We start from the raw sequence: 26,279 nt of genomic DNA, 5'->3' as shown, positions 1-26,279 counted from the left end.
CATGCCGCCCGCGCGTTTCAAGGCCATCGCGCTGGACGCGAGGGACCACCAGGCGCTCGCGGACTGGTGGTGCGCCGCGCTGGGGTACCGCAGACGCCCGGCGCCCGGAGACCGCGACTGGCCGGAGTCCTGGCCGGTGCCCCTCCACGATCCATCGGGCGAGGGGCCGGTGATCTGGATCAACCCGGTGCCGGAGCCGAAGACGTGCAAGAACCGCATGCACCTGGACGTCAGGGGCGACACCGGGGAGCTGCTGGCGATGGGGGCGAAGCTGCTGCGGCGCCGCCAGGGCAGCGTCGAGTGGGATGTCCTGGCTGATCCGGAGGGCAACGAGTTCTGCGTTTTCCCGCCGGAACGGCAGCCCGCGGTGCGCCCGTCGGTGCGCTAGCCGCCGGCACGAATCCCGTTGCGGTCACGGCCGTGCCCGTGCGACTATCGCCGGCCGGCGGAGGACACGCGGCCGGGTGCGCTCCGCCGCAGCAGACGGCCGGAGCGAGCGGAGGGCGGCGGCGGGTGACGCGGCTGATCGACACGGTGGCCTGGGTGCATGTGCGGGACGGGCGGGTCCTGGGGGCGCGCTCGCGCGGCAGGACGCTGTTCTACGTCCCCGGCGGGAAGCGGGAGCCGGGCGAGAGCGACCAGCAGGCGCTGCTGCGGGAGGTCACGGAGGAACTGTCGGTGTCACTGCTGCCCGGCACGGTGCGGCACTTCGGCACCTACACCGGGCCGGCGGACGGGCAGCCGGACGGGACGCTGGTGCGCATGGCGTGCTACACGGCAGACTACCGGGGCACGCTGGCCGCCAGCCGCGAGATCGAGGAGATCGCCTGGCTGTCGCTGGCGGACCGTCACCGCACCGCGCCGGTGGACCACGCCGTCTTCGACGACCTGGCGGCCGCCGGATACCTGCGCTGACGGCGGCCAGGCACCGGCGGGTGACGTGTGTCGCTGTTCGGCACGAAACGGCACAGCCCCGTAACAAGATCAGGTTTTCCCCTTCCGTACGGGCTAGTCTCCCTGCCAGCTGATATACGGAGACGTCATTTGCCGCAGAGGGGAATGCCATGCGCATCAGGACCATACGGGCAGCGATTCCGGCCGTGACGGTGGCGGCGGCGCTGGTGCTGACGGGCTGCAACGGGGACGAGGAGGAGCCGGCACAGAGCGCGCCGAACGAGGAGACACAGCAGGACGGCGGCGAGGACCAGGACGGCGGCGAAGACGAGGGCGGCGACGCCGGCTCCAGCGAGTCGGAGGGTCCCAAGCCGTCCGACGTGTCGGAGATCGACCCGGCCAGCCTGCCGGGCGACATCACCCCTGACGACCTGCGGGACCTGATCCCGGATGAGATCGCCGACCTCATCCCGTGGGAGGAGCTGCAGAACCTGCTCCCCGGCTCCGAGGAGGAGCGGGTGCCGGCGACGGTGGAGGAGCTCGAGGGCAGCTGGTACACCGGCCCCGAGGACTCGGATTCCACGCTGCACTTCGACAACGGCGAGGTCATGTTCATCGAGGACTGGCTGGCGGAGGGCGACATCTGCTACGGCGCCGCGACCGACGAGGGGACGATGGAGCTGCCCTACTGCACCATGTACGGCGACGAGGAGTGGGCGTCGCGGACGGCCACCCTCGAGTTCCAGGGTGAGACGCTGATCGTCACCTGGGAGGACGGCACGGAGCAGGAGTACCTCGGCACGATGCTGTGACCCGCAGGCCCGCCCGGCCCGCCCGGCGCGGTCGGTCCGCGGGGGACCGGGCCGCGCCGGCGCCGGCTTCCGGGCTGCGTCAGGCCGACGCCCCGGCCGCGGGCTCGGCCGCCGTGTCGCGGCGGACCAGCGCCGCGTACCGGCCGCCGAGCGCCAGGAGTTCGTCGTGCGTGCCCAGCTCCGCCACGCGCCCGCCGTCGAGGACGGCGATCTGGTCGGCGTCCCTGACCGTGGACAGCCGGTGCGCGATCGTGATGGTCGTCCGGCCGTCGGCCAGCGCGTCGACCGCCCGCTGCACTGCCCGCTCCGTGCGGGTGTCCAGGGCACTGGTGGCCTCGTCGAGGATGAGGACGGGCGGGTCGCGCAGGATCGTCCGCGCCAGCGCGAGCCGCTGCTTCTCGCCCCCGGAGAAGCGGTAGCCGCGCTCACCGACGACCGTGTCGTAGCCGTCCGGCAGGGCGGCGATGTACTCGTGGATCTGCGCGGCGCGGGCGGCGGCCTCGATGTCGGCGCGGGTAGCGTCCGGCCGGGCGAACCGCAGGTTCTCGGCGACGGTGGCGTGGAAAAGGTATGTCTCCTGGGAGACGACGCCGACCGCCCGGGTCAGGGTGTCGAAGCTCAGGTCGCGCACGTCCACGCCGTCGAGCAGGACGCGGCCCTCGGTGACGTCGTACAGCCGGGCGACCAGGTAGCCGAGGGTGCTCTTCCCGGCGCCGGTCGGGCCGACGACCGCGAGCGAACTGCCCGCGGGAACGGTCAGGTCGATGCCGCTCAGCGTGGCCGCGCCCTCCGGGTCGTAGCGGAAGGAGACGTTCTCGAACCGGATCTCGCCGCGCGGCGCTGCCAGGTCGACCGGACGGGCCGGCTCGGTGATGGCGGGGCGCAGGTCCAGGTACTCGAAGATGCGCTGGAACAGCGCCAGGGAAGCCTGCACGTCCACGCCGGTCGACAGCAGGGAGACCGTCGGCCGCAGCAGGCCCTGCTGGAGCGTGGCGAAGGCGACGAGGGTGCCGATCGACGGGGGCGTGGTGCCCAGGGCCAGCAGGGCGCCCGTGGCCCAGTACAGCAGAGCCGGGATGGCCGCCATGATCATGCCGATGACCGCCATCCGCCAGCGCCCCGCCATGCTGGCCTTGATCTCCAGGCTGGCCAGGTTGTCCGACTCCTGCTCGAACTGACGGGTCAGCGCCTCGGCCCGGCCCATGGTGCGGCCCAGGAGCACGCCGCTGACCGACAGCGATTCGGTGACGAGCGCCGCCATGGCAGCCATCTGCTTCTGCCGCTGTGCGGTGATGCGCTTGCGCTCCCGGCCGACGCGCCGGGCGATCCAGACGAAGAACGGCATCAGCGCCAGTGACAGCAGCGTGAGCCGCCAGTCCAGTGCGAGCATCGCGACCACGCTGGCCACCACGGCCGTCAGGTTCGACACCAGGGACGTCGCGGTGGAGGTGACGGTGGCCTGCATGGAGCCGATGTCGCTGGCGATGCGGGACTGCACCTCACCGGTGCGGGTCCGGGTGAAGAAGGCCAGCGGCATCTGCTGGAGCCGGGCGTAGACGCCGGTGCGCAGGTCGTGCATCACGCGCTGCCCGACCGTCGTGGAGATCAGCGTCTGGAGCACGCCGAAGACGCTGCTGACGACGGCCGTGAGAATCATGCCGAGCGCGAGCAGGGCCAGCAGGCCGGTGCGGCGTTCCGGCAGCGCGGTGTCGATGATCTCGCGGAGCAGGAACGGTGAGGCGACGGCGACCAGTGAGGAGGCGCCGACCAGCAGGCCGACGACGGCGAGGCGGCCGCGGTACGGGCGGAAGAGCCGCAGGACGCGCCGGATCTGCGCCGGCCGGGCCGGCGGCGGCGCGGCCAGGTCCGGCTGCGGCGCGGCCGGCCGGGGAAGACTGTCGTGTGGCATGAGCCCCTTCGGGTGGCCGGGAGTCGTGACAGCCTTCCAGCCTACGGCCGCCCGTGGGGGGCCGGGCGGATCATCCGCCGCCCGGGGGCGGGCCGGGTGCGCCCGGCGCGGGGCAGGACACCGGGGCGGACGGGAGGGCTCACCCCCTGGCCAAGGCGCGTGCGGAGAGCCGGGGCTCCGCTCCCCTGGCCGGTGCCGGCTCCGCTGGGCTGTGCCTCTCCGCCGGGCCGGTGGGGGCGCCGTGGGGCGCGGCCCGGCGGGAGGCGGTTGAAGGCGGGTGCGCGGGAAGGCCATCGCTCGTTCCCCGCGCACCCGCGGCTTGCGGGCGCCCGCGCTAGGCGAGCCAGCGGTAGCGGCTCACCAGCGGGGTGCGTTCCCAGACGCGTCCGAGTCCCCAGACTCTCCCGGCGGAGCAGGCCGCCAGCACGATCATCACGACGGCGTAGATCACGTGCTGGTCGATGAGGGGATTCGCCGACATGCTCGGGGAGCCGTCCGACAGGTGCCGGGCGGGCGGGAACTCGCCGAGCCACAGCATGAGCATCATCAGCGAGCCGCCCACCGCGGCGACGCGCAGCCCTATCCCGGCGACGAGGGAGACTCCCAGGCCGAGCATCCCGGCCATGTAGGCCAGGTCGACCCAGGTTTCACCGGCCCAGGCGTGGAAGACGGACTCCATCGGACCCGCCGAGACGGAGCTGAGGTAGCCCTCTGCCGGGGAGCTTCCGCTGGTCCAGGCGCTCTCGGCGGGGGTGGCGTAGCCCCAGCCGAAGGTCTTGTCGAGAAAGGCCCACAGGAAGATCATCCCGGTGGTCACGCGCAGCACGGCGAGCGCTCGCGCGGCGGGCGCCGTGAGGGCGGCGGTCCTCGGGCCGTCCTGGGGGGCGAGGCCGGGCGCCGCGTCCGGGCGCTGGTGAGGTGTGCGGACGGCCATCTGATCCTTCTTTCGGTGGTGTGAGTGCCCTCGTAACCGCTTGTCCGCCGTCGCTGTCACCGGTCGGCCCCCGCTTCCGGCTCGCTGCCCCAGACGAGTTCTCCCGCCTCGTAGAGCGTGATCTCTGCGACGCGGGCTGCCTCCTCCCCGAGGGACTGGTACGACCAGTCGTTGGCGGGATCCCAGCCGTCCCCGCCGGTGGTCCGGAACTGGATCTCGGCGCGGTGCTGCGACTGGCCGCCCGGGAAGATCTCCCGGCCCGCGCAGGTCAGCTCGGCGTAGTACAGGTCACCGGAGACGTGGTGGACGGTGCCTCCGGGCTCGACGCACTCGTGGTAGTTGGTGGTGACGGTGATGCCGTCAGGGTCGACGCCCTCGTCGAGGGTGAACCAGTAGCGGAGGGCGGCGTCGCTGAGGGAACGGGCCGGCCATCCGGACTGGTTGCGGATGGTGGCCTTGATCTCGGTGAAGCCGGAGCCGGTGGCGTTGAGCGAGCCCTCGACGAAGATCTCGTCGTCGTCCGGCTCCTCGGGGGGCGGGAAGTCCGGCAGCGGGCTGCCGCCGTACTCGCCGGCGAGATAGGCCAGGGCGCCGGAGAAGCCCGCGTTGTAGTCGGTGGCGACCTCGTTGGCCACGTAGTCCTGGCGGCTGTCGGTGTACTGGTCGTCGGGCGCGGAGGGACCGCCGACGAGCGCGCCGTACAGGACGTGGCGGTTGTCCTCCGGGAAGGTGAGCTGGTCGGTCCAGGAGCCGTGGGCCGTGCGGTGGTGCGGCTCGCGCGGCGGGTTGTTGCCGAAGCCCACGACGTAGCTGGACTGCCTGGGGTTGTCACCCAGCGCGTAGTTGATCTGTCTTTCGCCGAATTCCCGGTAGGTGCGGGCGCGTTCTTCGTCAGTGGCGGCGAGCCAGTCGCTGTAGACCAGGGCGGCGAACGCGGTGTTGGCCGCGTACCGCAGCGAGCCCCAGGAGTCGAGGACGGCCTGGCCGCCGGGTGAGTAGGGGACGGTCTGGCCGTTGACGCCGGTGGTCCAGTAGTCGAGCCAGCGGTTGGCGTCGTCGACGTACCGCTGGTCTCCGGTCTCCATTGCCAGCAGGACGTAGGCGCCGTAGGACTTGTCGTCCCAGGCGATGGTCCACCGGTAGCTGCGGGTGTCGGTCTGGGGTTCCGTGCTGAGCAGGTCGTACTCGGCCTCCGCCTTGGCCAGGTAGGCGGGGTCACCGGTGGCCTTGTACAGCCAGTACGCGCCCCATACCAGCTCGTCCTGGTAGCCGGACCAGGAGCGGTAGAAGTTCCCGGCGGGGACGCAGTCGGAGTAGACGCCGCGGTGCTCGTCGGCGAACGCGTACAGCTGCTCGGCGTGCTCGACAAGGGTGGCGGCGTAGCCGGGGTCGTCCTCGGCGAAGAGCAGGGACGAGGAGGCCATCGCGGCGGCGGTCTCGGCCGCGACGTCGGATCCCGGGCAGCTGGGATCGACGCGGTAGGAGGGCCGCTCCATGGGCATCACCTCGGCCGGGCCCCACCACTTGTGGTCCTCGTCGCCGTCCCCGACCTGGGCGTACAGGACGTCGGGCTCGGGGTGGGCGCGGATGAAGTAGTCGTTGACCCACCGCAGGTTGTCCTTCAGGTAGGTCATCTGGCCGGACTGCTCATAGCCGTCGGCCGCGGCGAGGCCGCCCCAGGCGAGCATCGTGGCGGTGAACGCCATCGGCAGGCCGAACTTCACGTGGTCACCGGCGTCGTACCACCCCCCGGTGAGATCGAGCCCGGCGTCGGCCCCGTCGTCCAGGGCCGAGTCGCCCCGCCAGGACACCCGGTTGTCCTCCGGCAGCGGGCCCGAGCGCTGCGCCTCGTAGAAGTACATCGACTTCTGCAGCGCCTCGGCGTAGTTGAACTCCGGTTCCTGGGCCCGCGCTTCGCCGGTGACGGCGGCGGGGGCCAGCAGGCCGCTGGCGAGCGCGGCGGCGCAGGCGGCGGCCGTGAGCCGTGCGCGCCGGAGCCATGAGGTCCGGCTGCGTCTGAGAGGAGAGTCGGTGCGCGTAGGGGGAGGCATCATCGCGGCCCTTCTCGCTCCTGAGTGATCAGGTCGACGGTGGGAACCGCCGCCGGGTGGCGACCGGCGCGTCACCCAGTGCGGGTGAGCGGCAGTCTCGTTGGGAGCGCTCCCACCCGACGGCGGCACCCCACATGCTGCGGACTAGTCATGATCTCGTCAATAACTATTGCACGTTCAACTTCCAACAATTTTCCGCCAATCGCGCCACACCCACCCCGGATGGCTTCACAACTTGTCGGCACCAAAGCCATCCGGGGCAGGACTGCCGGGGCTCCGTCCGTCCCCGACGGAGCCCCGGCAGTGGGGTCACCCGCGCCCGCCGGACACCCCGGGGCAAGGGGTGCGGAGCGGCGGAGCCGGCAGGGCGCGGGGGTGGCGGTGACGGAGGCGGGTGGGCTGCCCGCCCCTCAGAAGGTCTCAGAGTCCTTCGCCCCGGCTTCGGCGGTTGAACGCACTGCGCCGGTTGGCTTCCTTGATCCGCTCCCAGAGCAGCGGACGCCTGTCGGTGGCGCGCGGGGGCGCCTCGGACTGCTGCGGCTCGGCAGTCTCGTCCGGAACCGCCGCTGACGGCAGGGGGTCTGCGGTGAGACGGGGGCCTTCGCGCGCCGTCTGGATGCCTTGGGGGGGTGGCATGGTTGCGGCCCTTCTCGAGCTGTGCTCTCCGTGCAAGAGAACCTCCGCAGGGAAGTCGCGCCAAGCCCTGGAATGGGAGCGCTCCCACCCAACGGATGCCCCTCATAGTGAAGGCAGATAACGGCGCGGTCAACAGGTCGCGCGTTCCTTTTTGAAGCGACCAGCCGCCGGAAGCACCGGATCCGGCCAGGCTCCGTGCACGGCGTGAAGGGGTCACGGGCCGTCTGGCCCCCGCCTGCCACGCGAGGCGGCACCAGGCTTCGGGGGTTGAACCGGTCCGCTCGCCCGCCAGCCACCCGCGCAAGGCCCTGCCGCCCGGCACCGTGCGTGAGAGGCACACGGTGGCGTAAACAGGGACGGGCCCCCGGCCCGCGGCGGCCCGCGGGCCGGGAGGAAAATCCCGTTGATTCCGGCGCCCGATACCTGGAGTCTTGCCAGGCTGTCCACTTCGCCCCGCGCACCGAACCAGGGACGTCATGCACATTCGCGATCTTCCGCACCCCGACCCCGGAGAGCCGGACGTACGGTCCGGTTTCCGGTTTCTCGTCTGGCTCTTCCGGCGGCAGCTCGGCGGACAGGCCCGGTCCCTGGCATGGGGGACGCTGCACATGGCGTCCGTGGGCGCGCTGCCGCTGGTGCTGGGGCTCGTCGTGCAGGCGGTCGCCGACGAGTCCGGGCGCGGCCTCGCGCTCGCGGGCGCGCTCATGCTGGGGCTCACGCTCACCATGACGGCCGCAGACACCATGCTGCACCGCACCGCCGTCACCAACTGGATCACGGCGGCGGCGCGGGTGCAGCAGCTGCTCGCCCGCCGGACTGCCCAGCTGGGCGGCGCGCTGACGCAGCGGATAGCCGCGGGTGAGGTCGTCAAGGTCTCCACAGGAGACGTGGAGAAGATCGGGTGGTTCGTGGAGTCCTTCTCCCGGTTCGCCGCCGCCGTCGTCGTCACGGCAGGAGTCTGCACCGGCCTGGTGGTCTACGAGCCCCGGCTCGGACTGCTCGTCGTGGGAGGCGTGGCCGCCGTGGTGCTCAGTGTGTTCCCGCTGCTGCCCGCGGCCACCCGCCGGGCCGACCGGGAACGGGCGCTGTCGGGGCGGGCGACGGAGCTGGCATCCGACACAGTCGCGGGCCTGCGGGTGCTGAGGGGCATCGGTGGTGAGCGGCTCTTCCTGGAGCGCTACCGGCGGGCGTCGCAGGACGTGCGGGCCGCCTCGGTGCGCAGTGCGCGGATGTGGTCGCTGATCGACGCCGTCCAGGTGGTGATGCCGGGCCTGCTGCTGCTCGGCGTCGTGTGGCAGGGCGTCAGGCTCGCGCGGGAGGGCACGCTGTCCCCGGCCGGACTCGTCACGGTCTACGGCGCCGTCACTTTCCTCATGTTCCCGCTGCGGCTGTTCCAGGAGGCGGCCATGGCGTTCACGTTCTCGCGGCCGTCGGCGAAGCGCGCGGTGCGGGTACTGAGCCTGCGCCGGAGCGGCGGCGGGGGCGCGTCCGCAGACGCCGCGCTTCCGCTGGAGGGCGAGCTGCGGGATCCGGCAACGGGGCTGCGGGCGGCTCCGGGGCGGCTGACGGCCGTGGTGTGCGGGGACCCCGACGAGGCGGAACGGCTGGCCGAGCGGCTGGGCGGGCATCCGGTGCGCGGCGGCGACGGCCCGTCGGCCGAGCTGGGCGGCGTCGCGCTCGACAGCGTGCCGCTCGCGGCGGCGCGCGCCGCCGTCCTGGTGCAGGACAAGGATCCCGTGCTGCTGTCCGGCACGCTGCGCGAGCTGCTCGACGTGCCCTCCTCCGGGCGGGTGTCCGCGGCGGAGGCGCTGCGGGCCGCGCAGTGCGACGACGTGCTGGCGACGCTGGCGCGCACGGCGCCGGACAGCAGCCGCGACCCGATGCGGGCGCGGCTGACCGAGCGGGGACGCTCCCTCTCCGGCGGGCAGCGGCAGCGGCTGGCGCTGGCACGGTCGCTGCTCGCCGATCCCCCGGTGCTGGTGCTCGACGAACCCACCTCGGCGGTGGACGCGCACACGGAGGCCCGCGTCGCCGAGGCGCTGCGCGCGCTCCGGGCGGGCCGGACGACCGTGGTGTTCACCTCAAGCCCGCTGTTGCTCGACCGCGCGGACGAGGTGGTATTCGTCCGCGGCGGCCAGGTGGCCGCGAGCGGCTCCCACCGCGCCCTGCTGCACGGCGCACCGGCGTACCGCGCCGTCGTCACCCGTGAACCCGATGCCCTGTCCTCCCCCCGATTCGCCGAGGAGTCCGCATGATCGGCGTGAAGCCGCCCGCCTACGACCCCGCCTCGCAGGAGGCGAGCACGAGGCTGCCTGTGGCGGGCCGGGCCACGGTGCGCCGGTACGTGCGCGGACTGCTGCGCCGCCACCGGCGGGCGTTCGGCGCGCTGATCGCGGCCAACGCCATCGCGGTGGTCGCGTCCATGGTGGGGCCGGCCCTGCTGGGCCAGGTGATCGAGCAGCTGTCCGGCGGTGCGGGGGAGCTGCACCTGGAGCGGACGCTCGCCCTGTTCGCGGTGGCGCTGGCCGTGCAGGCGCTGTTCGTGCGGATGGTGCGGCTGCGCGGGGCCGTGCTGGGCGAGCGGATGCTCGCCGACCTGCGGGAGGACTTCCTGGTGCGGTCGGTCGGCCTGCCGCCGGGCGTGCTGGAGCGCGCGGGCACCGGGGACCTGCTGGCGCGGATCAACACCGACATCGACCGGCTGGCCCAGGCGATGCGCGAGGCGGTGCCGCAGCTGACGATCGCCGTCGTGTGGGCGGCGCTGCTGCTGGGCGGCATCGTCGTGACGGCGCCGCCCCTGGGGCTCGCGCTGCTGCTCGCCGTGCCGGTGCTGCTGACGGGCTGCGTGTGGTATTTCCGGCGGGCACCCGCGGGCTACCGGTCCGAGGCGGCGGGCTACGCGGCGGTCGCGGGAGTGCTGGCCGAGACGGTGGACGCGGGGAGGACAATCGAGGCGCACCGGCTGGAACGGCGCCGGGTGGCGCTGTCCGACCTGCGGATCAAGCAGTGGACGTCGTGGGAGAGGTACACCCTCTGGCTCCGCTCGGTGCTGATCCCGACGATCAATCTCTATCACGCCACGGTGCTCGGTGGCGTGCTGCTGCTGGGCGGCTGGTTCGTGCTGGAGGACTGGCTGAGCGTGGGCCAGCTCACGACGGGGGCGCTGCTCGCGCAGATGCTGGTCGAGCCGGTGGGCATGATCGTGCGCTGGTTCGACGAGTTGCAGGTGGCGCAGGTCTCCCTGGCCCGCCTGGTCGGCGTGCAGGAGATCGAGGACGAGCCCGGCGACGGCACCGTGGTGCCGCGCGGCCGGGAACTGTCCGCCCGGCACGTCACGTTCGGCTATCTGCCGGACACGGACGTGCTGCACGACGTGTCGCTGCGCGTCGCGCCGGGCAGCAGGGTGGCGCTGGTGGGGCCGTCCGGCGCCGGCAAGTCCACGCTGGGGCGCCTGCTCGCGGGCATCTACGCGGCGCGGCGCGGCGAGGTCACGCTGGGCGGCGCGCGCCTGACGGAGATGACCGCGGAGCGGGTGCGTGAGCAGGTCGCGCTGGTGAACCAGGAGCATCACGTGTTCGTGGGCCCGTTGCGGGACAACCTGCTGCTGGCCAGGGAGGACGCGACGGACGCCGAGATCTGGGCGGCGCTGGGGGCTGTGGACGCCGACGGCTGGGCGCGGGCGCTGCCGGACGGGCTGGACACCGAGGTGGGCTCCGGCGGGCTGGTCATCACCCCGGCTCAGGCCCAGCAGATCGCGCTGGCCCGGCTGGTGCTGGCGGACCCGCACACGCTGGTCCTCGACGAGGCGACGTCGCTGCTGGACCCGCGGGCGGCCCGGGACCTGGAACGGTCGCTGGGCCGGGTGCTGGAGGGGCGCACGGTGATCGCGATCGCCCACCGCCTGCACACCGCGCACGACGCGGACGTCATCGCCGTGGTGGAGGACGGGCGCATCAGCGAGCTGGGCAGCCACGATGAGCTGGTCGCCGCGAACGGCGCCTACGCACAGCTGTGGCGCTCCTGGCATGGCTGAGCGTGAACGGGCGGGTGCCGTGCGGATCCGGTGAGACGCGGGCCGACCGGCCCCCGGCCGGGGCCGGGGGCCGGGTGTCAGGCGGCCATGGCCAGGGCGCTCAGCCCGCTGGCGGCGCCGGCCACCATGAAGGCCGGCATGAGTATGCGGTTCTCCACCCAGGCTCCGGCGCGGAACCGCATGAAGCGCGGGGTGCCGAGCGGGTACCAGCGCTTGCCGGCTATGGGCAGCGGCCAGAGCATCGGGCAGCCGGAGATGGTGAGCGCGTCGCCGAGGGTGTGCACGACGGCGCCAAGGACGATGGGGAGCCCGATCCACAGGTAGGGCTGGCCGTCGAAGAGCCAGTCGGAGCCGTTGCCCGGCTGGTCGAGGACCGCGGCCAGGAGCCAGGCACTGGTGGCGCCCAGGAGCCAGACGAGGACGTCGCTGGAGACCCTGGCCATGCGCCACAGCAGCCCCTCGACGGCGAGAACCATGTGGATGAACAGGATGGCGAGCACCGCCCAGCGGTCGAATGCCACGGCTGCCAGGGAGAAGCCGGAGCCGATGAAAACCGCCCACACCCAGGTGTGCGTCAGGGTGCGGTGGCCGCTGGTGCGGCGCCGCTCGCGGGTGCTGCGCGTGGCGTTGTACACGGCGGCGGCCAGTCTGCCGATGAGGACAGCCAGGATCCGGGAGAGGGGGCCGAAGGCCCGGGATATCGTCGCGGACGGCTGGTCGAGGTCGGGGGCCAGGGCGGCCCCGGCACAGATGAGCGCGCCGACGAGGAGGACCGGCCAGGGCATGGGGTGGCCGGCGTAGGCCGCTGCCGCCCCCACCCCCAGCCAGGCCGCCGCTCCGGACAGTGAGTGCGCCGGTCCCATCATGGCTGCGCCCCGCCCCTTCCCGCCTTGAGTCTGTGGAGTTCGTCTCGCCCGGAGAAGCGTAGTGCTCGGTGATCTTCGTGCACCGGGCGGTTCCCGGATCGGCGGGGAGTGCGGGCAGTATGGGAGGGTGACGCTTATCGATCAGATGCCGACTGACACGGACCCCGACGCACTGTTCGACGCCTTCTCGGCGTGGACGACGGAGCAGGGTATCGAGTTGTACCCCGCTCAGGAGGAGGCACTGATCGAGGTCGTCTCGGGGTCGAACGTCATCCTCTCCACGCCCACGGGCTCGGGGAAGTCGCTGGTCGCCGCCGGCGCGCACTTCGCGGCGCTGGCCCGTGACGAGGTGACGTTCTACACGGCGCCGATCAAGGCGCTGGTCTCGGAGAAGTTCTTCGACCTGTGCAAGCTGTTCGGCACGGAGAACGTGGGCATGCTGACGGGGGATGCCTCGGTCAACGCCGATGCCCCCGTGATCTGCTGCACCGCGGAGGTGCTGGCCTCGATCGCGCTGCGCGACGGGGCGGAGGCCGACATCGGCCAGGTCGTGATGGACGAGTTCCACTTCTACGCCGAGCCGGACCGGGGCTGGGCGTGGCAGATCCCGCTGCTGGAGCTGCCGCAGGCGCAGTTCGTGCTGATGTCGGCGACGCTGGGCGACGTCTCCCGGTTCGAGGAGGACCTGACCCGGCGGACGAAGCGGCCGACGGCGGTGGTGCGCTCGGCGACCCGGCCAGTGCCGCTGAGCTATGACTACCGGGTGACGTCGCTGACGGAGACGGTCACGGAGCTGCTGGAGACGGACCAGGCGCCCATCTACATCGTGCACTTCACACAGGCCCAGGCCGTGGAGCGGGCGCAGGCGCTGATGTCCATCAACATGTGCACCCGGGCGGAGAAGGACGAGATCGCCGCGCTCATCGGCAACTTCCGCTTCACCACCCGGTTCGGCCGCAACCTGTCGCGGTACGTCAGGCACGGCATCGGCGTGCACCACGCGGGAATGCTCCCGAAGTACCGCCGGCTCGTGGAACGCCTGGCCCAGGCCGGGCTGCTGAAGGTGATCTGCGGCACCGACACCCTGGGGGTCGGCGTCAATGTGCCGATCCGCACGGTGCTGTTCACGGCGCTGACGAAGTACGACGGCAGCCGGGTGCGGGTGCTGCGGGCCCGGGAGTTCCACCAGATCGCCGGGCGGGCCGGGCGGGCCGGGTTCGACACCGCCGGGCTGGTGGTCGCGCAGGCGCCCGAGCACGTGGTGGAGAACGAGAAGGCGCTGGCGAAGGCGGGCAACGACCCGAAGAAGCGGCGGAAGGTGGTGCGCAAGAAGCCGCCGGAGGGCTTCGTCAACTGGAGCGAGGACACCTTCCGCAAGCTGATCGCCGCGGAGCCCGAGCCGCTGACGTCCCGCTTCCGCGTGACGCACGCGATGCTGCTGGCCGTCATCGCGCGGCCGGGAGACCCGTTCCAGGCGATGCGGCGGCTGCTGGAAGACAACCATGAGCCGCGCCGGCAGCAGCTGCGGCACATCAGGCGGGCGATCGCGATCTACCGCTCGCTGCTGGACGGCGGCATCGTGGAGCGGCTGCCCGAACCGGACGCGCAGGGGCGCACGGTGCGGCTGACCGTCGACCTCCAGGCGGACTTCGCGCTCAACCAGCCGCTGTCGACGTTCGCGCTGGCGGCCTTCGAGCTGCTCGACCCGAACTCGCCCTCCTATGCCCTGGACATGGTGTCGGTCGTGGAGTCCACGCTGGACGACCCGCGCCAGATCCTGGCGGCCCAGCAGAACCGCGCCCGGGCCGAGGCGGTGGCGGCGATGAAGGCGGAGGGGGTGGAGTACGAGGAGCGGATGGAGCGTCTGATGGACGTGACGTACCCGCGCCCGCTGGAGGACCTGCTGGTCCACGCCTACCGCGTGTACCGCAAGAGCCATCCGTGGGTGGGCGATCACCCCCTGTCGCCGAAGTCGGTGGTGCGGGACATGTACGAGAAGGCGATGACCTTCTCGGAGTTCGTGGCGCAGTACGAGCTGGCGCGGACCGAGGGCATCGTGCTGCGGTACCTGGCCAGTGCCTACAAGGCGCTGGAGCACACCGTGCCGGAGGATCTGAAGTCCGAGGAGCTGCAGGACATCACGGCGTGGCTGGGCGAGATGGTGCGGCAAGTCGACTCCAGTCTGCTGGACGAGTGGGAGCAGCTGGCCAATCCGGAGACGGAGGACGCCAGCGAGGCCCAGGACCGGGCGGACCAGGTCACGCCGGTCACGGCGAACGCCCGTGCCTTCCGCGTGCTGGTGCGGAACGCGATGTTCCGGCGGGTGGAGCTGGCGGCGCTCGGCCGCACGGACGAACTCGGCGAGATGGACGGCGAGTACGGCTGGGACGCGGAGGCGTGGTCGCGGGCGATGGAGGCGTACTGGCAGGAGTACGACTCGCTGGGCACCGGGCCCGACGCGCGCGGGCCGCGGCTGCTGAGCATCGAGGAACGGCCGGAGGAAGGGCTGTGGCTGGTGCGGCAGACTTTCGACGACCCGGCGGGTGACCACGACTGGGGTATCTCCGCCGAGGTCGATCTGGCGGGTTCAGCCGCGGCGGGACGGGCCGTCATCCGGGTCACCGACGTCGGCCCGCTGTGAGGCCACCGGGGGCGGTCCGCTCCGCCGGGCCTCGCGGACGGCGAGGAGCAGGAGGCTCTCGTACCACCGCGACTCGTCGGGGTCGGTAGCGCGCGTCACCTCGCGGACCGGCGGCGGCCAGTCCTCCAGCGGCGGCCGGAGCGGTACGTCTCCGGTGAGCGGGGGGCGGAGCGCCCGCAGCGCCTTCCGCTCGCGGAGGTCCGGGACTGCGGCCCGCACCGTGGCCGGGGTGAGCACTGCGGCGGGAACAGCGGCCTTTTCCCAGGGGCCGCGGGCGTGGCGGATGAGCTGGCCGGTGCGGCGGCCCCGCCAGCGCCGGGGGCGCCAGTCCTCGCCGCGGCGCAGTGCCTGGCGGAGGCCGGGCGGCAGCGGGCCGGTCAGCAGCTCGGGCCGCATGCGGGCGACGCTCAGCAGCTCGGCCGCCGGGTAGCGCCAGACCAGGACGCCGTGCCGGTTCGGGTAGAAGCTGAGGGGGGAGAAGAGTCCGCCCCGGGCGAGCCTGGCGAAGCGGGCGGAGCTGATCCGCAGCAGCTGCGCGCCTTCCGAGGCGTTCACCAGGCGGACGCGGGCCCGCAGCAAGCCGGGGAAGCCGGGATCGCCGCGCAGCCGGTCGACGTCGCGGCGGGGGACGCGCCGCTGCCAGGGGCGGTCGCCGGGGACCGTGGGGAGCAGGCCGAGGTGGACGGCGGCGTCGAACTCCCAGTAGGTGAGGCCCAGGGCGCTCGTGGCCCGCGGGCGGGAGAGCGAAGGGACACCGGACGCGGGGCGCGGGGCGGCTGCGGGGGCGTGCAGTACGGGCACGGGAACTCCTCACACGACACGAGCAACTACTCTCAGTAGTTACTCTAGCGAGAGGATCCCGTGGTGGCAACTCTCTGTAATCACACCTGCATGTGAAAGGCGCCCGGTCCGCGCTCAGCCGGAGTCGCGCGCGGCCAGCCCCATGTGCTCGCCGACCTTGCTCACCAGCAGGGTCATCTCGTACCCCACCTGCCCGACGTCCGCGTCGGCACCCGTCATGACGCACAGGCAGCTGCCGTCGCCCGCCGCCGTCACGAACAGCATGCCGTCGTCGAACTCGATCATCGTCTGCCGGACGCCACCGCACTGGAAGTGCTCCCCCACCCCTTTGGCGAGGCTGTAGAGCCCGGAGGCCACGGCCGCCAGGTGCTCGGCACTGCTGCGCCGCAGGCCACGGCTGACCGAGGTGACCAGCCCGTCGCTCGACAGCAGCAGGACGTGGCGCACCCGAGGCACGCGCTGGGCGAGGTCGTCCAGCAGCCAGTCGAGTGTGGTGCTCAGTGCCATCCCCGGCTCCCCCTTCTCGTAAGGCGACTGCTGTGTCAGCCTTCCCCAGGTCGGCGCCGCGGGCAACCATGCGGGACGGTCACGATCCGGAAGGGACCCTATCGTTTGGCCGGCGCGGGCACTAGCGGCCGAGCTCCCGGCGGCCGACGCGGCGGAGCCGGCGGCGCTGGGAGGGGTCCAGCAGCAGGTAGGCCGCGGCCGGGAGGCCGACCATCACCGCCACGGCGATCCAGAAGTTCGTCAGCAGCCACAGCACGAGGCCGATACCCAGGGCCGCGGCGGCGATCTTGGCGTTTCGGGACACGTTCCCACCTCCTCGACAGGGCGGCGGGCAGGCCGCCCCACGCGTGCACGTACTGTCCAGTGTCCACCCTCGGCAGGCGGGGCGGTGGCGGTCCTGTTGTGCCGCCCCGCCCCGGCACCGGGCGGCGGGGCCGGTCAGCGGCGGCGCAGCGGCGCTCCCACGGCGTGCATGTGACTGAGCGCCTGCCGGTAGGAGTCAAGGAGCGCGGCCTCGGTGTACTTCACGCCCTGCTCCTCGCAGTAGCGCCGCACCACCGGCCTGGCCAGCCGCAGGTGCGGGCGCGGCATGCTCGGGAACAGGTGGTGCTCGACCTGGTGGTTGAGGCCGCCCATGAACCAGTCGACGACCTTGCCGCCCGTCACGTTGCGCGACGTGAGGACCTGGCGCTTGAGGTGGCCCCAGCGCTCGCCGTCGCCGTCGGGCATTTCCATGCCCTTGTGGTTGGGAGCGAAGACGCAGCCGAGGTGGAGCCCGAAGACCGCGTGGTGCACGAAGGCGAACGCCAGGGCCCGCCCGAGCGGCATGGACACAGCGAGCAGGGTGACGTAGCCGGCGTAGTGGGCGGCGAGCAGCAGGCCCTCGACCAGCCGGCCGCGGCCCCGCCGGTCCCAGCCGTCGCCGGCAATGATCATGCGGATGCTGGAGACCTTCAGGGCGATGCCCTCCAGCAGGAGCAGCGGGAAGAACAGCCGTGCCTGGTTGGCGGTGAGCCAGCGGGCCAGCCCTTCGCGCCGCTCCGCCTGCGTCTGGGTCCATACCAGCACGCCGACCCCGACGTCAGGATCCTTGTCTACGTGGTTGGGGTTGGCGTGGTGCCGGTTGTGCTTGTCGTTCCACCAGGCAGAGCTCATGCCCAGCAGCAGGTTGCCGTGGAGGAGGCCGAGCCACTGGTTGACCCGGCGGCTGGAGGAGATCTGCGAATGGCCGGCGTCGTGCCCGTAGAACGCCGTGCGCGCCCAGAAGAGCGCCAGCACCGGGGCCAGGGCCAGGACCCACCAGCTGTCCCCCAGGACCGGGACCGCCGCGGTCACAGCAACGAGGATGACCGCGTTGACGGCGATGCCCGCGGCGTACCAGCCGGTGCGGCGTTCCAGCAGGCCCTGGCTCTTGACCAGCCGCAGCAGCGGGGCGAACTCACCCGCGCCCGCGCGGCGCGGCGCGGACGTGGTGAGGCTCGCGGAGGAAGGGGGCATGTCGTCTCCGATGAATAAGCGAACGATGAGATCTCCACGCTAGAAAGCCCAGGCCGCCAGGGACATGGCCGCAGCCCCCGTAACAGGGTGTACGCAGCCCCCTTGTGCCAGGCGGGCTCTCCTCTCTAGGATCCGCGCGCGTGCGAGAGGCGCGCGCAGCGAGCCGAATGGGGGAATCCCGTCCGTCCGGGGCCCTCACCAGTCAAACTGACGAGCGCTCCCGCGCGTGACACCCGGCCGGAGACCACCGTTCCCGCTGCCGCTGAAGGCAGCGGGCACGGGTGGCTGAACCTCACGCGCGCCGAGCACGTCGTGCACGACGACCGGGTGGAACCCCGCGCTCGAGGCGCAGCCCACCGCCCGGGCCTACCGGATCGGCCAGGACCAGCCCGTCCAGGTGCACCGGCTGATCGCCGAGGGCACCGTCGAGGACCGGATCGCCGCCCTGATGCGGCGCAAGCAGACACTCGCCGACGCGGTCCTCACCGCCGGCGAGGCGGCGCTGACCGATCTGACCGGCGCTGAGCTGGCGGAACTGGTGATGCTGCGGAGGGACGCGTGACGGGCCAGGAACGGTCATCCAGGCGCTCCCGCCGGTGCGCGGCCGCGGCTTCGCGGTCACCTGGCGGGAGTGGAGCTGGCTGGCTGCACTGGAGGACAGCGCCCTGGACGCGGAGTGCTGCGGCGCGGCAGGCGGCTCGCCCGGGCGGGGGCGGTGGGGCGGTATCCGTGCGGCCGGGCCGGCTCACGGCCGCACGGGCGCGGCGCCGACGGCACGGCGTACCGGGGCGGACGCCTGCTGCTCCGCCTGACGGACCCTGACGGACGCGGAACAGGACCGGCCGCTGACGGCCCTCGCGGGCCCGTCAGGGCGCCCGGCGGCGCTGCTCGATGGCGACCTGGCCCCGCCGCTGGCCACGGGCCCGACGCAGCCGCCGGCGCTGGCCGGGGCGGCGGAGCAGCCGCCGCCGGGAGTCGACGCGGAAGCACTGGGGTTCCCTGGTGGCAGCGGCGGCGGCGCGGGCGCGGCGGCTGCTCGCCGGGGCCGGCCCGGAGGGAACGGGCCGCTGGCGGGACGCCGTGCGCCTGGCGGCACAGCGGGCGGCGGAGCGGATCCTCCGGCGCCTGGCGCGGGGCACGGGCCGTGGCCCGCGTGACCTGCGGGCGGCGGTGCGCGCCTGGGAGGCGGGCGGCGCAGCGGCACTGGAGGTGCTGGAGGATGCCGGCGGGCCAGTTCCGGAACGGCCGCTTTGGCAGCTGGCGGCGGCGTGGCGTGACACCCCGGCGCGGCCCGCGCTGCGGGGCCGACGCCGCTGGTGGCCGTACCGGAAGGAGGGCGGCCGGCGGTGGCCGGCGGGCCCGGCGGCTTCCGACCCGGCCACCGCGCTCAGCGCCGCGCTGGATGACGCGCCCGGCGGAGCGGAGCCGCGGTGACAGGCCGGAAGCCGAGGAGGGCTCAGGCCAGGGATTCGAGCACGGCGTAGTAGCCGCCCGCCTGCCCCTCGGCGGTCGGGTGGTACGAGTCGCCGATCGGCAGCGTCACGCTGTGGAGCCACTCGTCGTCCGAGCAGATCTCATGACCGGTGAAGGCGGAGCGCACGTCGCCATAGGTGAAGCCGTGGTCGGCGGCGCTCTTGCCGATGACCTCGCTGAGCAGGTCCGCCGCGCCGTTGATGGCGGCGCGGGACTCCTCGCTGATACCGAACAGGCAGCTGCCGTTCAGCTCGTACATGCGGGGGTAGCCGAGAACGACGACCTCGGCGTTGGGCGCCCGGGAGGCGATCTCCTGGTACACGGCGTCGAGACGGCTGGGGAGGGTGCCGCTGATGTAGGCGTTGGCCTCGGCGATGCGGTCGAGGCAGGCGCTGGTGCCCCAGAGCACGCAGGTCTGCATGGCGTCGGCGAAGCCCGCGTCGTTGCCGCCGATGCTGATGGTGACCAGTGAGGTCCCGGAGTCCAGCGGGCCCAGCTGGTTGTTGAGGACGTCTGTGGTGGTGGCGCCGGAACAGGCGGTGAAGTCGAAGGAGGCCGGGGCGTTGGCGTCGGCCCACAGCTCCGGGTAGGCCACGGTGCTGCGGCGGCAGTCGCCGCTGGCGTCGTCGTACGAGCCGGCTCCGACGCCGGAGGAGTAGGAATCGCCCAGGGCCACGTAGCCGCCCGCGGCCGCGGGGTTGTCCTGCGCGGTGGCCGCGGCGGGGCTGAGAAGCGTCACGCCGGCGGCGAGGACCGCGGTAGCGGCCGCCGCCAGAACGCGGCTCAACTTCATGGATTCTCCTTGGAGTTGTTCGTGGGGGTGATATGTCCGTGCACAGTCAAGAGCTCGGGACAGCTGCGCCATACCCCGTCAGCAGACGTCCATGCCGGGGGAGTTACAGCCGTTACCGATAAGTAACGACACTGTCCCGGCCGGGTTTCGGTGCGACTTTTGCGGAGCCTTGTCGAGAACGCGCAGGCGCCTTAGCGTGACCGAACACCGAAGCACAGGAACCAACAACGCGACGCGGTCGCCACGGCCGCCGTCCCGTTTGAGGAGACGCATGCAGCACCGGCCTGGCCAGGCTCCGGCCGCCCCGCTCCCCTACTACGAGGACCCCTCCCCCGGCACCGGCGCCCTGCCCGCGCGTGCCTGGTACGCCGCCTCGGACGCCAGGCGGCTGTCCCTGAACGGCACCTGGTCCTTCCGCCTCTCCCCCACCGCGGCGGGCACCGGCACCGGGTTCACCGCCGACGAGGCCGAGCTGGCCGGCTGGGACGAGGTGACCGTGCCCGGCCACTGGGTGCTCCAGGGACACGGCGCCCCGGCCTACACCAACGTCACCTACCCCTTCCCCGTGGACCCGCCGCGGGTGCCGGAGGAGAACCCGACCGGCGACCACCGCCGCGTGTTCGACCTGCCCGCCGGCTGGCCCAGCGGCGGCGAGACCGTCCTGCGCTTCGAGGGCGTGGACTCCTGCGCCCGGGTGTGGCTCAACGGCACCGAACTGGGCACGTTCACCGGCTCACGCCTGCCGCACGAGTTCGCCGTCGGCCGCCTGCTGCGCCCCACGGGAAACGTGCTGGCGGTGCGGGTACACCAGTGGTCCGCGGGCTCGTACCTGGAGGACCAGGACATGTGGTGGCTTCCGGGCATCTTCCGCGACGTCACCCTGCTCCACCGGCCGGAGCACTCCCCCTCCGACTTCTTCGTGCACGCCGGCTATCACCACACCACCGGCCAGGGCACCCTGCGCGTGGACTGCGACATATCCGGCCGGGTCACCGTCCCCGAACTGGGCATCGACATCGCCACCGGCGAGGAGACCACCGTGCCGGCCGAACCGTGGAGCGCGGAGATCCCCCGGCTGTACGACGGTGAACTGGCCACGCCCGGCGAGCGGATCCCGCTGCGCATCGGCTTCCGCACCATCAGGGTCGAGAACGGGGTGTTCACGGCCAACGGCCGCCGGATACTCTTCCGCGGCGTCAACCGCCACGAGTTCCACCCCGCCACCGGCCGGGCGGTGGACGTGGCGACCATGCGGCAGGACATCCTGCTGATGAAGCGGCACAACATCAACGCCGTGCGCACCTCCCACTACCCGCCGCACCCCGCCTTCCTGGACCTGTGCGATGAGCTGGGCCTGTGGGTCATCGACGAGTGCGACCTGGAGACCCACGGCTTCTGCCTCTTTCCCGGCTGGCGCGGCAACCCCGCCGCCGACGACCGCTGGACTCCCGCCCTGCTCGACCGCGCCCAGCGGATGGTCGAACGCGACAAGAACCACCCCTCGGTGGTGGTCTGGTCGCTGGGCAACGAGTCCGGTTCCGGCGCGGGCCTGTCCGCCATGGCCGCCTGGATCCGCGAGCGCGACCCCTCCCGCGCGATCCACTACGAGCACGACCCCACCTACCGGGACAGCGACTTCTTCTCCCGCATGTACGCCTCGCACGAGGAGGTCGAGCGCATCGGCCGCCGCGAAGAGGAGCCGCTGCCCGACCCGGAGCTGGACGCCCGCCGCCGCACGCTGCCGTTCCTGCTGTGCGAGTACGCGCACGCCATGGGCAACGGGCCCGGCGGCCTGGCCGACTACCAGCGGCTGTTCGACACCTACGAACGCTGCCAGGGCGGCTTCGTGTGGGAGTGGATCGACCACGGCCTGCCCCGGCGCACCGACGACGGCCGGCTGTACTACGGCTACGGCGGCGACTTCGGCGAGGAGCTGCACGACGGCAACTTCGTGTGCGACGGCCTGCTCTTCCCCGACCGCACCCCCTCTCCCGGCCTGCTGGAGTACAAGAAGGTCATCGAGCCGGTGCGCCTCACCGGCGACGCCGCGGCCGGCACCGTCACCGTGGCCAACCTCCACGACTTCGCCGACACCTCGCACCTGGCCTTCACCTGGGCCTACGAGGTCGAGGGGGTGCCCGTCGCCGAAGGCGTGCTCCGCCTGGCAGCCGTGCCGCCCGGCGGCTCCGCCCAGGCGGCGCTGCCGCCCGCGCCCGCCACCGGCCTGACCGGAGAGGCGGTGTGGACCGTCCGGGCGGTCCTCGCCGGGGACACGCCGTGGGCGCCGCGCGGCCACGTCGTCGCCTGGACGCAGCTGCCCGCCGGCGAGCGGGGCCCGGCCGCGCCGCCGCCCGCTCCGGCCGACACGCCGCACCGGGAGGAGGGCGAGATCCGGCTGGGCCCGGCCGCCTTCGACGCCGGCACCGGGCTGCTGCTGCGGCTGGGCGGGCTGACGCTGCGCCAGGGTCCGCGCCTGGACGTCTTCCGTGCCCCCACCGACAACGACCTGGGCGCTTCCTGGGTCAACGAGCCGCGCGCCGGCGAGGAGTGGCGGCGGATCGGCCTGCACCGGGTGCGGCACCGCACCGACGCCGTCGAGCTGGACGACGGGGCGCTGACGGTGCGGACCCGCGTGGCCCCGGCCGGGACCGATCTCGGCCTGCGCGCCGACTACCGCTGGTCGGCCGCCGGGGACGGGCTGCGGCTGGAGGTCGGCGTCACGCCCGAGGGCGACTGGCCGTGCCCGCTGCCGCGGCTCGGCGTGCTGCTGGGCCTGCCGGAGGAGTTCAGCCACGCCACCTGGTTCGGCGGCGGCCCTCACGAGGCCTACCCCGACACCCGGGAGGCGTCCCTGCTGTCACGGCACGCGATGACCGTCGACGAGATGCAGACGCCGTACGTGCGGCCGCAGGAGAACGGCGCGCGCGCCGACGTGCGCTGGGCGGAACTGCGCGACAGCGCCGGCGCCGGGCTGCGCGTGGCCGCCGACGCGGCGCCGGTGTGGTTCACGGCCCGCCGCTGGACCAGCCAGCAGCTCGACGCAGCCGCGCACCACACGGATCTGGTGCCGGGCGACACGGTGTGGGTCACCCTGGACCACGCCCAGCACGGCATCGGCAGCCAGTCGTGCGGCCCGGGCCCGCTGCCGCAGTACCACCTCACGGCCGCGCCGGCACGGTTCGCGCTGCGGCTGACGGAGCTGGCCGGCCGCTGAGACGGCAGCGGCGGGCGTTCCCGCACAGGGGAGCGCCCGCCGCGCCCGGCCGCGCCCGGGCCGGCCCCGCCCTGTTCAGACGAGCAGGAAGTCGGCGGCCCCGGCCTTGACCCCGGTGATGAACCGCACGATGTCGCCGTGCGAGCAGATCAGCGCCGGCCCGTCCGGGTCGTCGGACTGCCGCAGCGCCACCCGCCCGTCGCCCAGACGGAGGGCCTCGACGCAGCTGCCGCCGTTGCCGCCGCTCCAGGGCTTCCGCCAGCCCGTCGTGCCCAGCTCGGTGGCGGGCATGCCGTTGTAGATGCGATCCATCGTTCAGATCTCCTTGCGAATACCACTGAGGAGGGCCTCGGTTCGGTGCACGGGCTCCGCCTGCGCGCACATCCGGTCCAGGGCCTCGCGGAACGCCGAGACGTCCTCGCGCTGCTCGTAGTACGCGGCGCCGATGAGGTTCTCGGCGCAGACGACGTCGGGCAGCTCCGGAAGCGGGAAACGGAAGATGTGGAACGGCCCGTACATGGCCGGGTGCAGGCCGGCCGAGAAGGGCAAGATCTGCAGCCGGATGTGCGGTGAGGCGGTGGCCTCGATGAGCCGGGAGATCTGGGCACGCATGACGTTCGGGCGGCCGATGGGGCGGCGCAGCACCGTCTCGTCCATCACCACCCACAGCAGCGGCGGCTTCTCCCGGGTGAGCAGCTCCTGGCGGGCCAGGCGCAGCGACACCAGCCGCTCCACCTCGCGGGCGGGCGCGTGCGGCATGCCGGAACGCAGCACGGTGGTGGCGTACGCCTCGGTCTGGAGGAGCCCGGGCACGTAGTGCGGCTCGTAGGCGCGGATCTGGTCGGCCTCGCCCTCCAGGCTGACGAACGCGCTGAACCACTCGGGCAGCACGTCGCGGTAACGGTGCCACCAGCCCGGGCGGTTGGCCTCGCGGACCAGCGACAGGAAACCGTCGATCTCGGACTGCTGCGTGATGCCGTAGCAGCGCAGCAGCTTCTCGACGTAGGGCACCTTCAGCCCGACCTGGGCCTTCTCCATGCGCCGGATGGTGGCGTGGGTGACGTCGAGGGCGCGTGCGGCGTCCTCGAACGACATCCCGGCGGCCTCACGGAGGTCCTGGAGCCGTTTGCCGAGCACGAGACGCAGCGCGGTGGCGCCGCCTGCCGGCTGACGTCCCGTCACCCGTCTGCCTCCCCTGGTGGAGTCATGGCACAGCAGTGTGCCATGCCCGCGAAGATAAGACAGATTGAAACCAACGATTCTGTAATTTGCAGGATGCCTCTTGCCGGATGCGAGGCACACGACTCACAGTAGGAACGTGGCTTTCTCCCCGCACGCTCAGCCCCTGGGGCGTGCTGACGCCGCCGTCCCCCCGCAGGGAGCGCGTGTCAGCTTCCGCCTGCCGGCCGCCGACACCTCCGCATCGGAAGCGCGCCGGCGCACGCGCCGGCAGCTGGCCGACTGGCGGGCGCCGGAGGAGACACAGGAGAACGCGCTGCTGGTGATGTCGGAGCTGGTGACCAACGCGCTGCGGCACACCAGCAGCACCAGCGTAGGCTGCGAACTGCGCATGCTCGGCACGCTGCTGCGGGTGGAGGTCGCCGGCGACGGCCGGGGGCCCGTGGCCCCGGCGGCCGCCGCGGCGGAGGACGACGAGTCAGGCCGCGGGCTGTTCCTGGTGTGCGCGCTGTCCGAGCGCTGGGGGGTGCGCCCCGCCGACTCCGGCCGCGGGCACGTCGTCTGGGCGGACCTCGCCCTTCCCTGACCGGCAGCGCGCGGGGTTCAGGCGGCCCGCGCCACGCGGGGTGCCGCCATGGCGCGCAGATGGCGCGCGCCGAGCAGGGCCACGCTCACGGCGCAGCAGCCGCAGGCGAGGCTGAAGAGATAGCCCGCCCGCGGGCCGCCGGCGTCGACGACGAACCCCGCGGCCGAGACCCCCAGGGCCTTGCCCACGCCGACTGCCGTTGCTGCCCACGCCATGCCTTCGGTCAGCATCCCGGCCGGCACCCCCTCGCGCACCAGGCTGTACCCGGCGATAACCGACGGGGCGATCAGCACACCCGAGACGAGGGACACCGCCCACAGCGCGGGCACCCCCGGCAGCGCCCACAGCGGTGCCACCCCGGCCACCATCGCGGCCAGCGCCAGCCGGAACCGCCGGTCCAGCGGGAGCTGCCAGTGGCGCGCGCCGTACCACAGCCCGCCCGCCGCACTGCCCACCGCGTAGGTGCCGAGAACGGCGCCGGTCTGCCAGGGCTCGCCGTGCTCCCCGACGAAGGCCATGGTGCTCAGCTCGTGGCCCGCGAACATCGCGGCGGTGCAGACGTAGGCCCCGCAGATCACCCGCAGCCCCGGCACCGCGATGGCCCGCCCGGAGGCGGGCCCGCGCGGCAGTACCGGCGGCTCGGTGCGGCGCTGCGCCGCCAGGCCCAGCGCCCCTGCCGCGCCGCACAGCGACACCGCCGCGACCCCGGCGGCCGGATGCAGCAGCACCGCGGCCGACACCAGCGGCGGGCCGAGCACGAAGATCAGCTCGTCGGCGACGGACTCGAAGGAGTACGCGGACTTCAGCAGCCCGCCGTCCCCGCCCGCCAGATGGCTCCAGCGGGCCCGCACCAGGGCGGCCAGCGGCGGCATGGTCGCACCGAACACCGCCCCGGCCGCCACGATCTGCCAGGCCGGGGCACCCTCCCGTGCCGCCAGGACGAACGCCGCGCCCGCGGCCGCGAAGACCCACGCCAGCGGCACCAGCACCCGCCGCTGGCCGAACCGGTCGACGAGGTAGCCCAGCTGCGGCACGAGCAGCGCGTAGCACAGCGCTCCCGCGGAGGCGACCGTCCCGGCCATGGCGTAGCTGCCCGTGACGTCGGTCACCAGGAAGACGGTGGCCAGGCTGAGCGTCGCCATCGGCACCCGCCCGACGAGCGAGGCGGAGACGAAACCGGCCGCACCCGGAACGCGGAGGACATCGCGGTAGACCCGCAGGCCGGCGGCGGATTGCTTCATGGCATCCGATGATGCCGGTGCGGTTCCCGGCCCGGCAGGCGCGGGGCACGTCACCTGGCCGCACCGAGGCGGGACTTTGCCATTCCATTACCATTGCCGGACGGCCGCCCGCGCGCGTGGGCCGGGGCGGCGCGGGGGTACGCGGTGACGGACGCGGCCGTGAGCGGCGGCCGGTTGCGTTCCGCCAGCCAAGCGAAGCACTCGTCACCGGA

21 protein-coding genes and 1 pseudogene are annotated in these 26,279 nt (G+C 73.0%); 10 read left to right on the top strand and 12 right to left on the bottom strand.

Going from position 1 to position 26,279, the window contains the following annotated elements:
* Position 1 precedes the first annotated feature (1 nt).
* The 3 genes from JK356_RS15675 (at position 2) to JK356_RS15665 (ending at position 1,706) form a co-directional block, all read left to right on the top strand.
* Positions 2–388: a VOC family protein gene (locus JK356_RS15675; protein WP_201868577.1), complete on the top strand. Its 387-nt coding sequence runs from the start codon at positions 2–4 to the stop codon at positions 386–388.
* A gap of 125 nt (positions 389–513) precedes the next feature.
* A complete protein-coding gene (locus JK356_RS15670; RefSeq protein ID WP_201868576.1) occupies positions 514–915 on the top strand; it encodes an NUDIX domain-containing protein in 402 nt (133 codons plus the stop codon).
* 149 nt (positions 916–1,064) lie between these two features.
* Positions 1,065–1,706, top strand: a complete 642-nt coding sequence (locus JK356_RS15665; RefSeq protein WP_201868575.1) for a hypothetical protein — start codon at positions 1,065–1,067, stop codon at positions 1,704–1,706.
* Positions 1,707–1,785: 79 nt separating this feature from the next.
* Here the strand turns inward: JK356_RS15665 and JK356_RS15660 are convergent, their stop codons facing one another.
* The 3 genes from JK356_RS15660 to JK356_RS15650 all read right to left on the bottom strand — a co-directional run bounded on the left by JK356_RS15660 (position 1,786) and on the right by JK356_RS15650 (position 6,603).
* A complete protein-coding gene (locus tag JK356_RS15660) occupies positions 1,786–3,615 on the bottom strand; it encodes an ABC transporter ATP-binding protein (RefSeq protein ID WP_201868574.1) in 1,830 nt (609 codons plus the stop codon).
* Positions 3,616–3,949: 334 nt separating this feature from the next.
* A complete protein-coding gene (locus JK356_RS15655; protein ID WP_201868573.1) occupies positions 3,950–4,549 on the bottom strand; it encodes a DoxX family membrane protein in 600 nt (199 codons plus the stop codon).
* Between the two features lie 56 nt (positions 4,550–4,605).
* Positions 4,606–6,603: a glycoside hydrolase family 9 protein gene (locus tag JK356_RS15650; protein WP_236671375.1), complete on the bottom strand. Its 1,998-nt coding sequence runs from the start codon at positions 6,601–6,603 to the stop codon at positions 4,606–4,608.
* Between the two features lie 1,109 nt (positions 6,604–7,712).
* Here JK356_RS15650 and JK356_RS15645 point away from each other — a divergent pair.
* A complete protein-coding gene (locus tag JK356_RS15645; RefSeq protein WP_201868572.1) occupies positions 7,713–9,491 on the top strand; it encodes an ABC transporter ATP-binding protein in 1,779 nt (592 codons plus the stop codon).
* The gene (locus tag JK356_RS15640) at positions 9,488–11,269 is read left to right on the top strand and encodes an ABC transporter ATP-binding protein (protein WP_201868571.1); all 1,782 of its coding nucleotides are present in this window, start codon (positions 9,488–9,490) and stop codon (positions 11,267–11,269) included. The genes JK356_RS15645 and JK356_RS15640 overlap by 4 nt, the downstream gene beginning before the upstream one ends.
* Before the next feature lie 77 nt (positions 11,270–11,346).
* Here the strand turns inward: JK356_RS15640 and JK356_RS15635 are convergent, their stop codons facing one another.
* Positions 11,347–12,135: a metal-dependent hydrolase gene (locus JK356_RS15635; RefSeq protein WP_201868569.1), complete on the bottom strand. Its 789-nt coding sequence runs from the start codon at positions 12,133–12,135 to the stop codon at positions 11,347–11,349.
* Positions 12,136–12,262: 127 nt separating this feature from the next.
* On the opposite strand from JK356_RS15635, the gene JK356_RS15630 reads away from it, so the two are divergent.
* Positions 12,263–14,776, top strand: coding sequence for an RNA helicase (locus JK356_RS15630; RefSeq protein ID WP_201868567.1), 2,514 nt, complete (start codon positions 12,263–12,265; stop codon positions 14,774–14,776).
* On the opposite strand, the gene JK356_RS15625 is transcribed toward JK356_RS15630, so the two are convergent.
* The 4 genes from JK356_RS15625 to JK356_RS15610 form a co-directional block, all read right to left on the bottom strand.
* A complete protein-coding gene (locus JK356_RS15625) occupies positions 14,723–15,577 on the bottom strand; it encodes a DUF6397 family protein (protein ID WP_201868565.1) in 855 nt (284 codons plus the stop codon). The genes JK356_RS15630 and JK356_RS15625 overlap by 54 nt on opposite strands.
* Before the next feature lie 114 nt (positions 15,578–15,691).
* Positions 15,692–16,084, bottom strand: a complete 393-nt coding sequence (locus JK356_RS15620) for a roadblock/LC7 domain-containing protein (protein ID WP_201868563.1) — start codon at positions 16,082–16,084, stop codon at positions 15,692–15,694.
* A gap of 121 nt (positions 16,085–16,205) precedes the next feature.
* Positions 16,206–16,388, bottom strand: a complete 183-nt coding sequence (locus JK356_RS15615) for a hypothetical protein (RefSeq protein ID WP_201868562.1) — start codon at positions 16,386–16,388, stop codon at positions 16,206–16,208.
* Between the two features lie 134 nt (positions 16,389–16,522).
* Positions 16,523–17,581 (bottom strand): acyl-CoA desaturase, encoded by a 1,059-nt coding sequence (locus JK356_RS15610; RefSeq protein ID WP_201868561.1) that lies wholly within the window; start codon positions 17,579–17,581, stop codon positions 16,523–16,525.
* Positions 17,582–17,822: 241 nt separating this feature from the next.
* On the opposite strand from JK356_RS15610, the pseudogene JK356_RS15605 reads away from it, so the two are divergent.
* Positions 17,823–18,143: pseudogene (locus JK356_RS15605) on the top strand (helicase-related protein); the annotation flags it as partial.
* A 440-nt stretch (positions 18,144–18,583) separates the two neighbouring features.
* The gene (locus tag JK356_RS21970) at positions 18,584–19,015 is read left to right on the top strand and encodes a hypothetical protein (protein ID WP_236671373.1); all 432 of its coding nucleotides are present in this window, start codon (positions 18,584–18,586) and stop codon (positions 19,013–19,015) included.
* Positions 19,016–19,037: 22 nt separating this feature from the next.
* Here JK356_RS21970 and JK356_RS15595 read toward each other — a convergent pair whose 3' ends face one another.
* Complete coding sequence (locus JK356_RS15595; protein WP_201868560.1) at positions 19,038–19,847, bottom strand: SGNH/GDSL hydrolase family protein; 810 nt, start codon at positions 19,845–19,847, stop codon at positions 19,038–19,040.
* A gap of 271 nt (positions 19,848–20,118) precedes the next feature.
* Here JK356_RS15595 and JK356_RS15590 point away from each other — a divergent pair, with 271 nt between their 5' ends.
* On the top strand, positions 20,119–23,061 hold the full coding sequence (locus JK356_RS15590) for a glycoside hydrolase family 2 TIM barrel-domain containing protein (protein WP_201868559.1): 2,943 nt from the start codon (positions 20,119–20,121) through the stop codon (positions 23,059–23,061).
* A 75-nt stretch (positions 23,062–23,136) separates the two neighbouring features.
* Here the strand turns inward: JK356_RS15590 and JK356_RS15585 are convergent, their stop codons facing one another.
* Complete coding sequence (locus tag JK356_RS15585; protein ID WP_201868557.1) at positions 23,137–23,373, bottom strand: DUF397 domain-containing protein; 237 nt, start codon at positions 23,371–23,373, stop codon at positions 23,137–23,139.
* Between the two features lie 3 nt (positions 23,374–23,376).
* Positions 23,377–24,243, bottom strand: a complete 867-nt coding sequence (locus tag JK356_RS15580; protein ID WP_201868556.1) for a helix-turn-helix transcriptional regulator — start codon at positions 24,241–24,243, stop codon at positions 23,377–23,379.
* A gap of 136 nt (positions 24,244–24,379) precedes the next feature.
* Here JK356_RS15580 and JK356_RS15575 point away from each other — a divergent pair, with 136 nt between their 5' ends.
* A complete protein-coding gene (locus tag JK356_RS15575) occupies positions 24,380–24,826 on the top strand; it encodes an ATP-binding protein (protein WP_307815622.1) in 447 nt (148 codons plus the stop codon).
* Positions 24,827–24,843: 17 nt separating this feature from the next.
* On the opposite strand, the gene JK356_RS15570 is transcribed toward JK356_RS15575, so the two are convergent.
* Positions 24,844–26,067 (bottom strand): MFS transporter, encoded by a 1,224-nt coding sequence (locus tag JK356_RS15570; protein ID WP_201868555.1) that lies wholly within the window; start codon positions 26,065–26,067, stop codon positions 24,844–24,846.
* Positions 26,068–26,279: the final 212 nt, after the last annotated feature.

The sequence above is a fragment of the Streptomyces sp. 7-21 genome (genome assembly GCF_016741785.1).
Taxonomy (GTDB): Bacteria; Actinomycetota; Actinomycetes; order Streptomycetales; family Streptomycetaceae; genus Streptomyces.
Note: the sequence above shows the minus strand (reverse complement) of the source record. Positions and strands in the feature narration are given on the sequence as shown.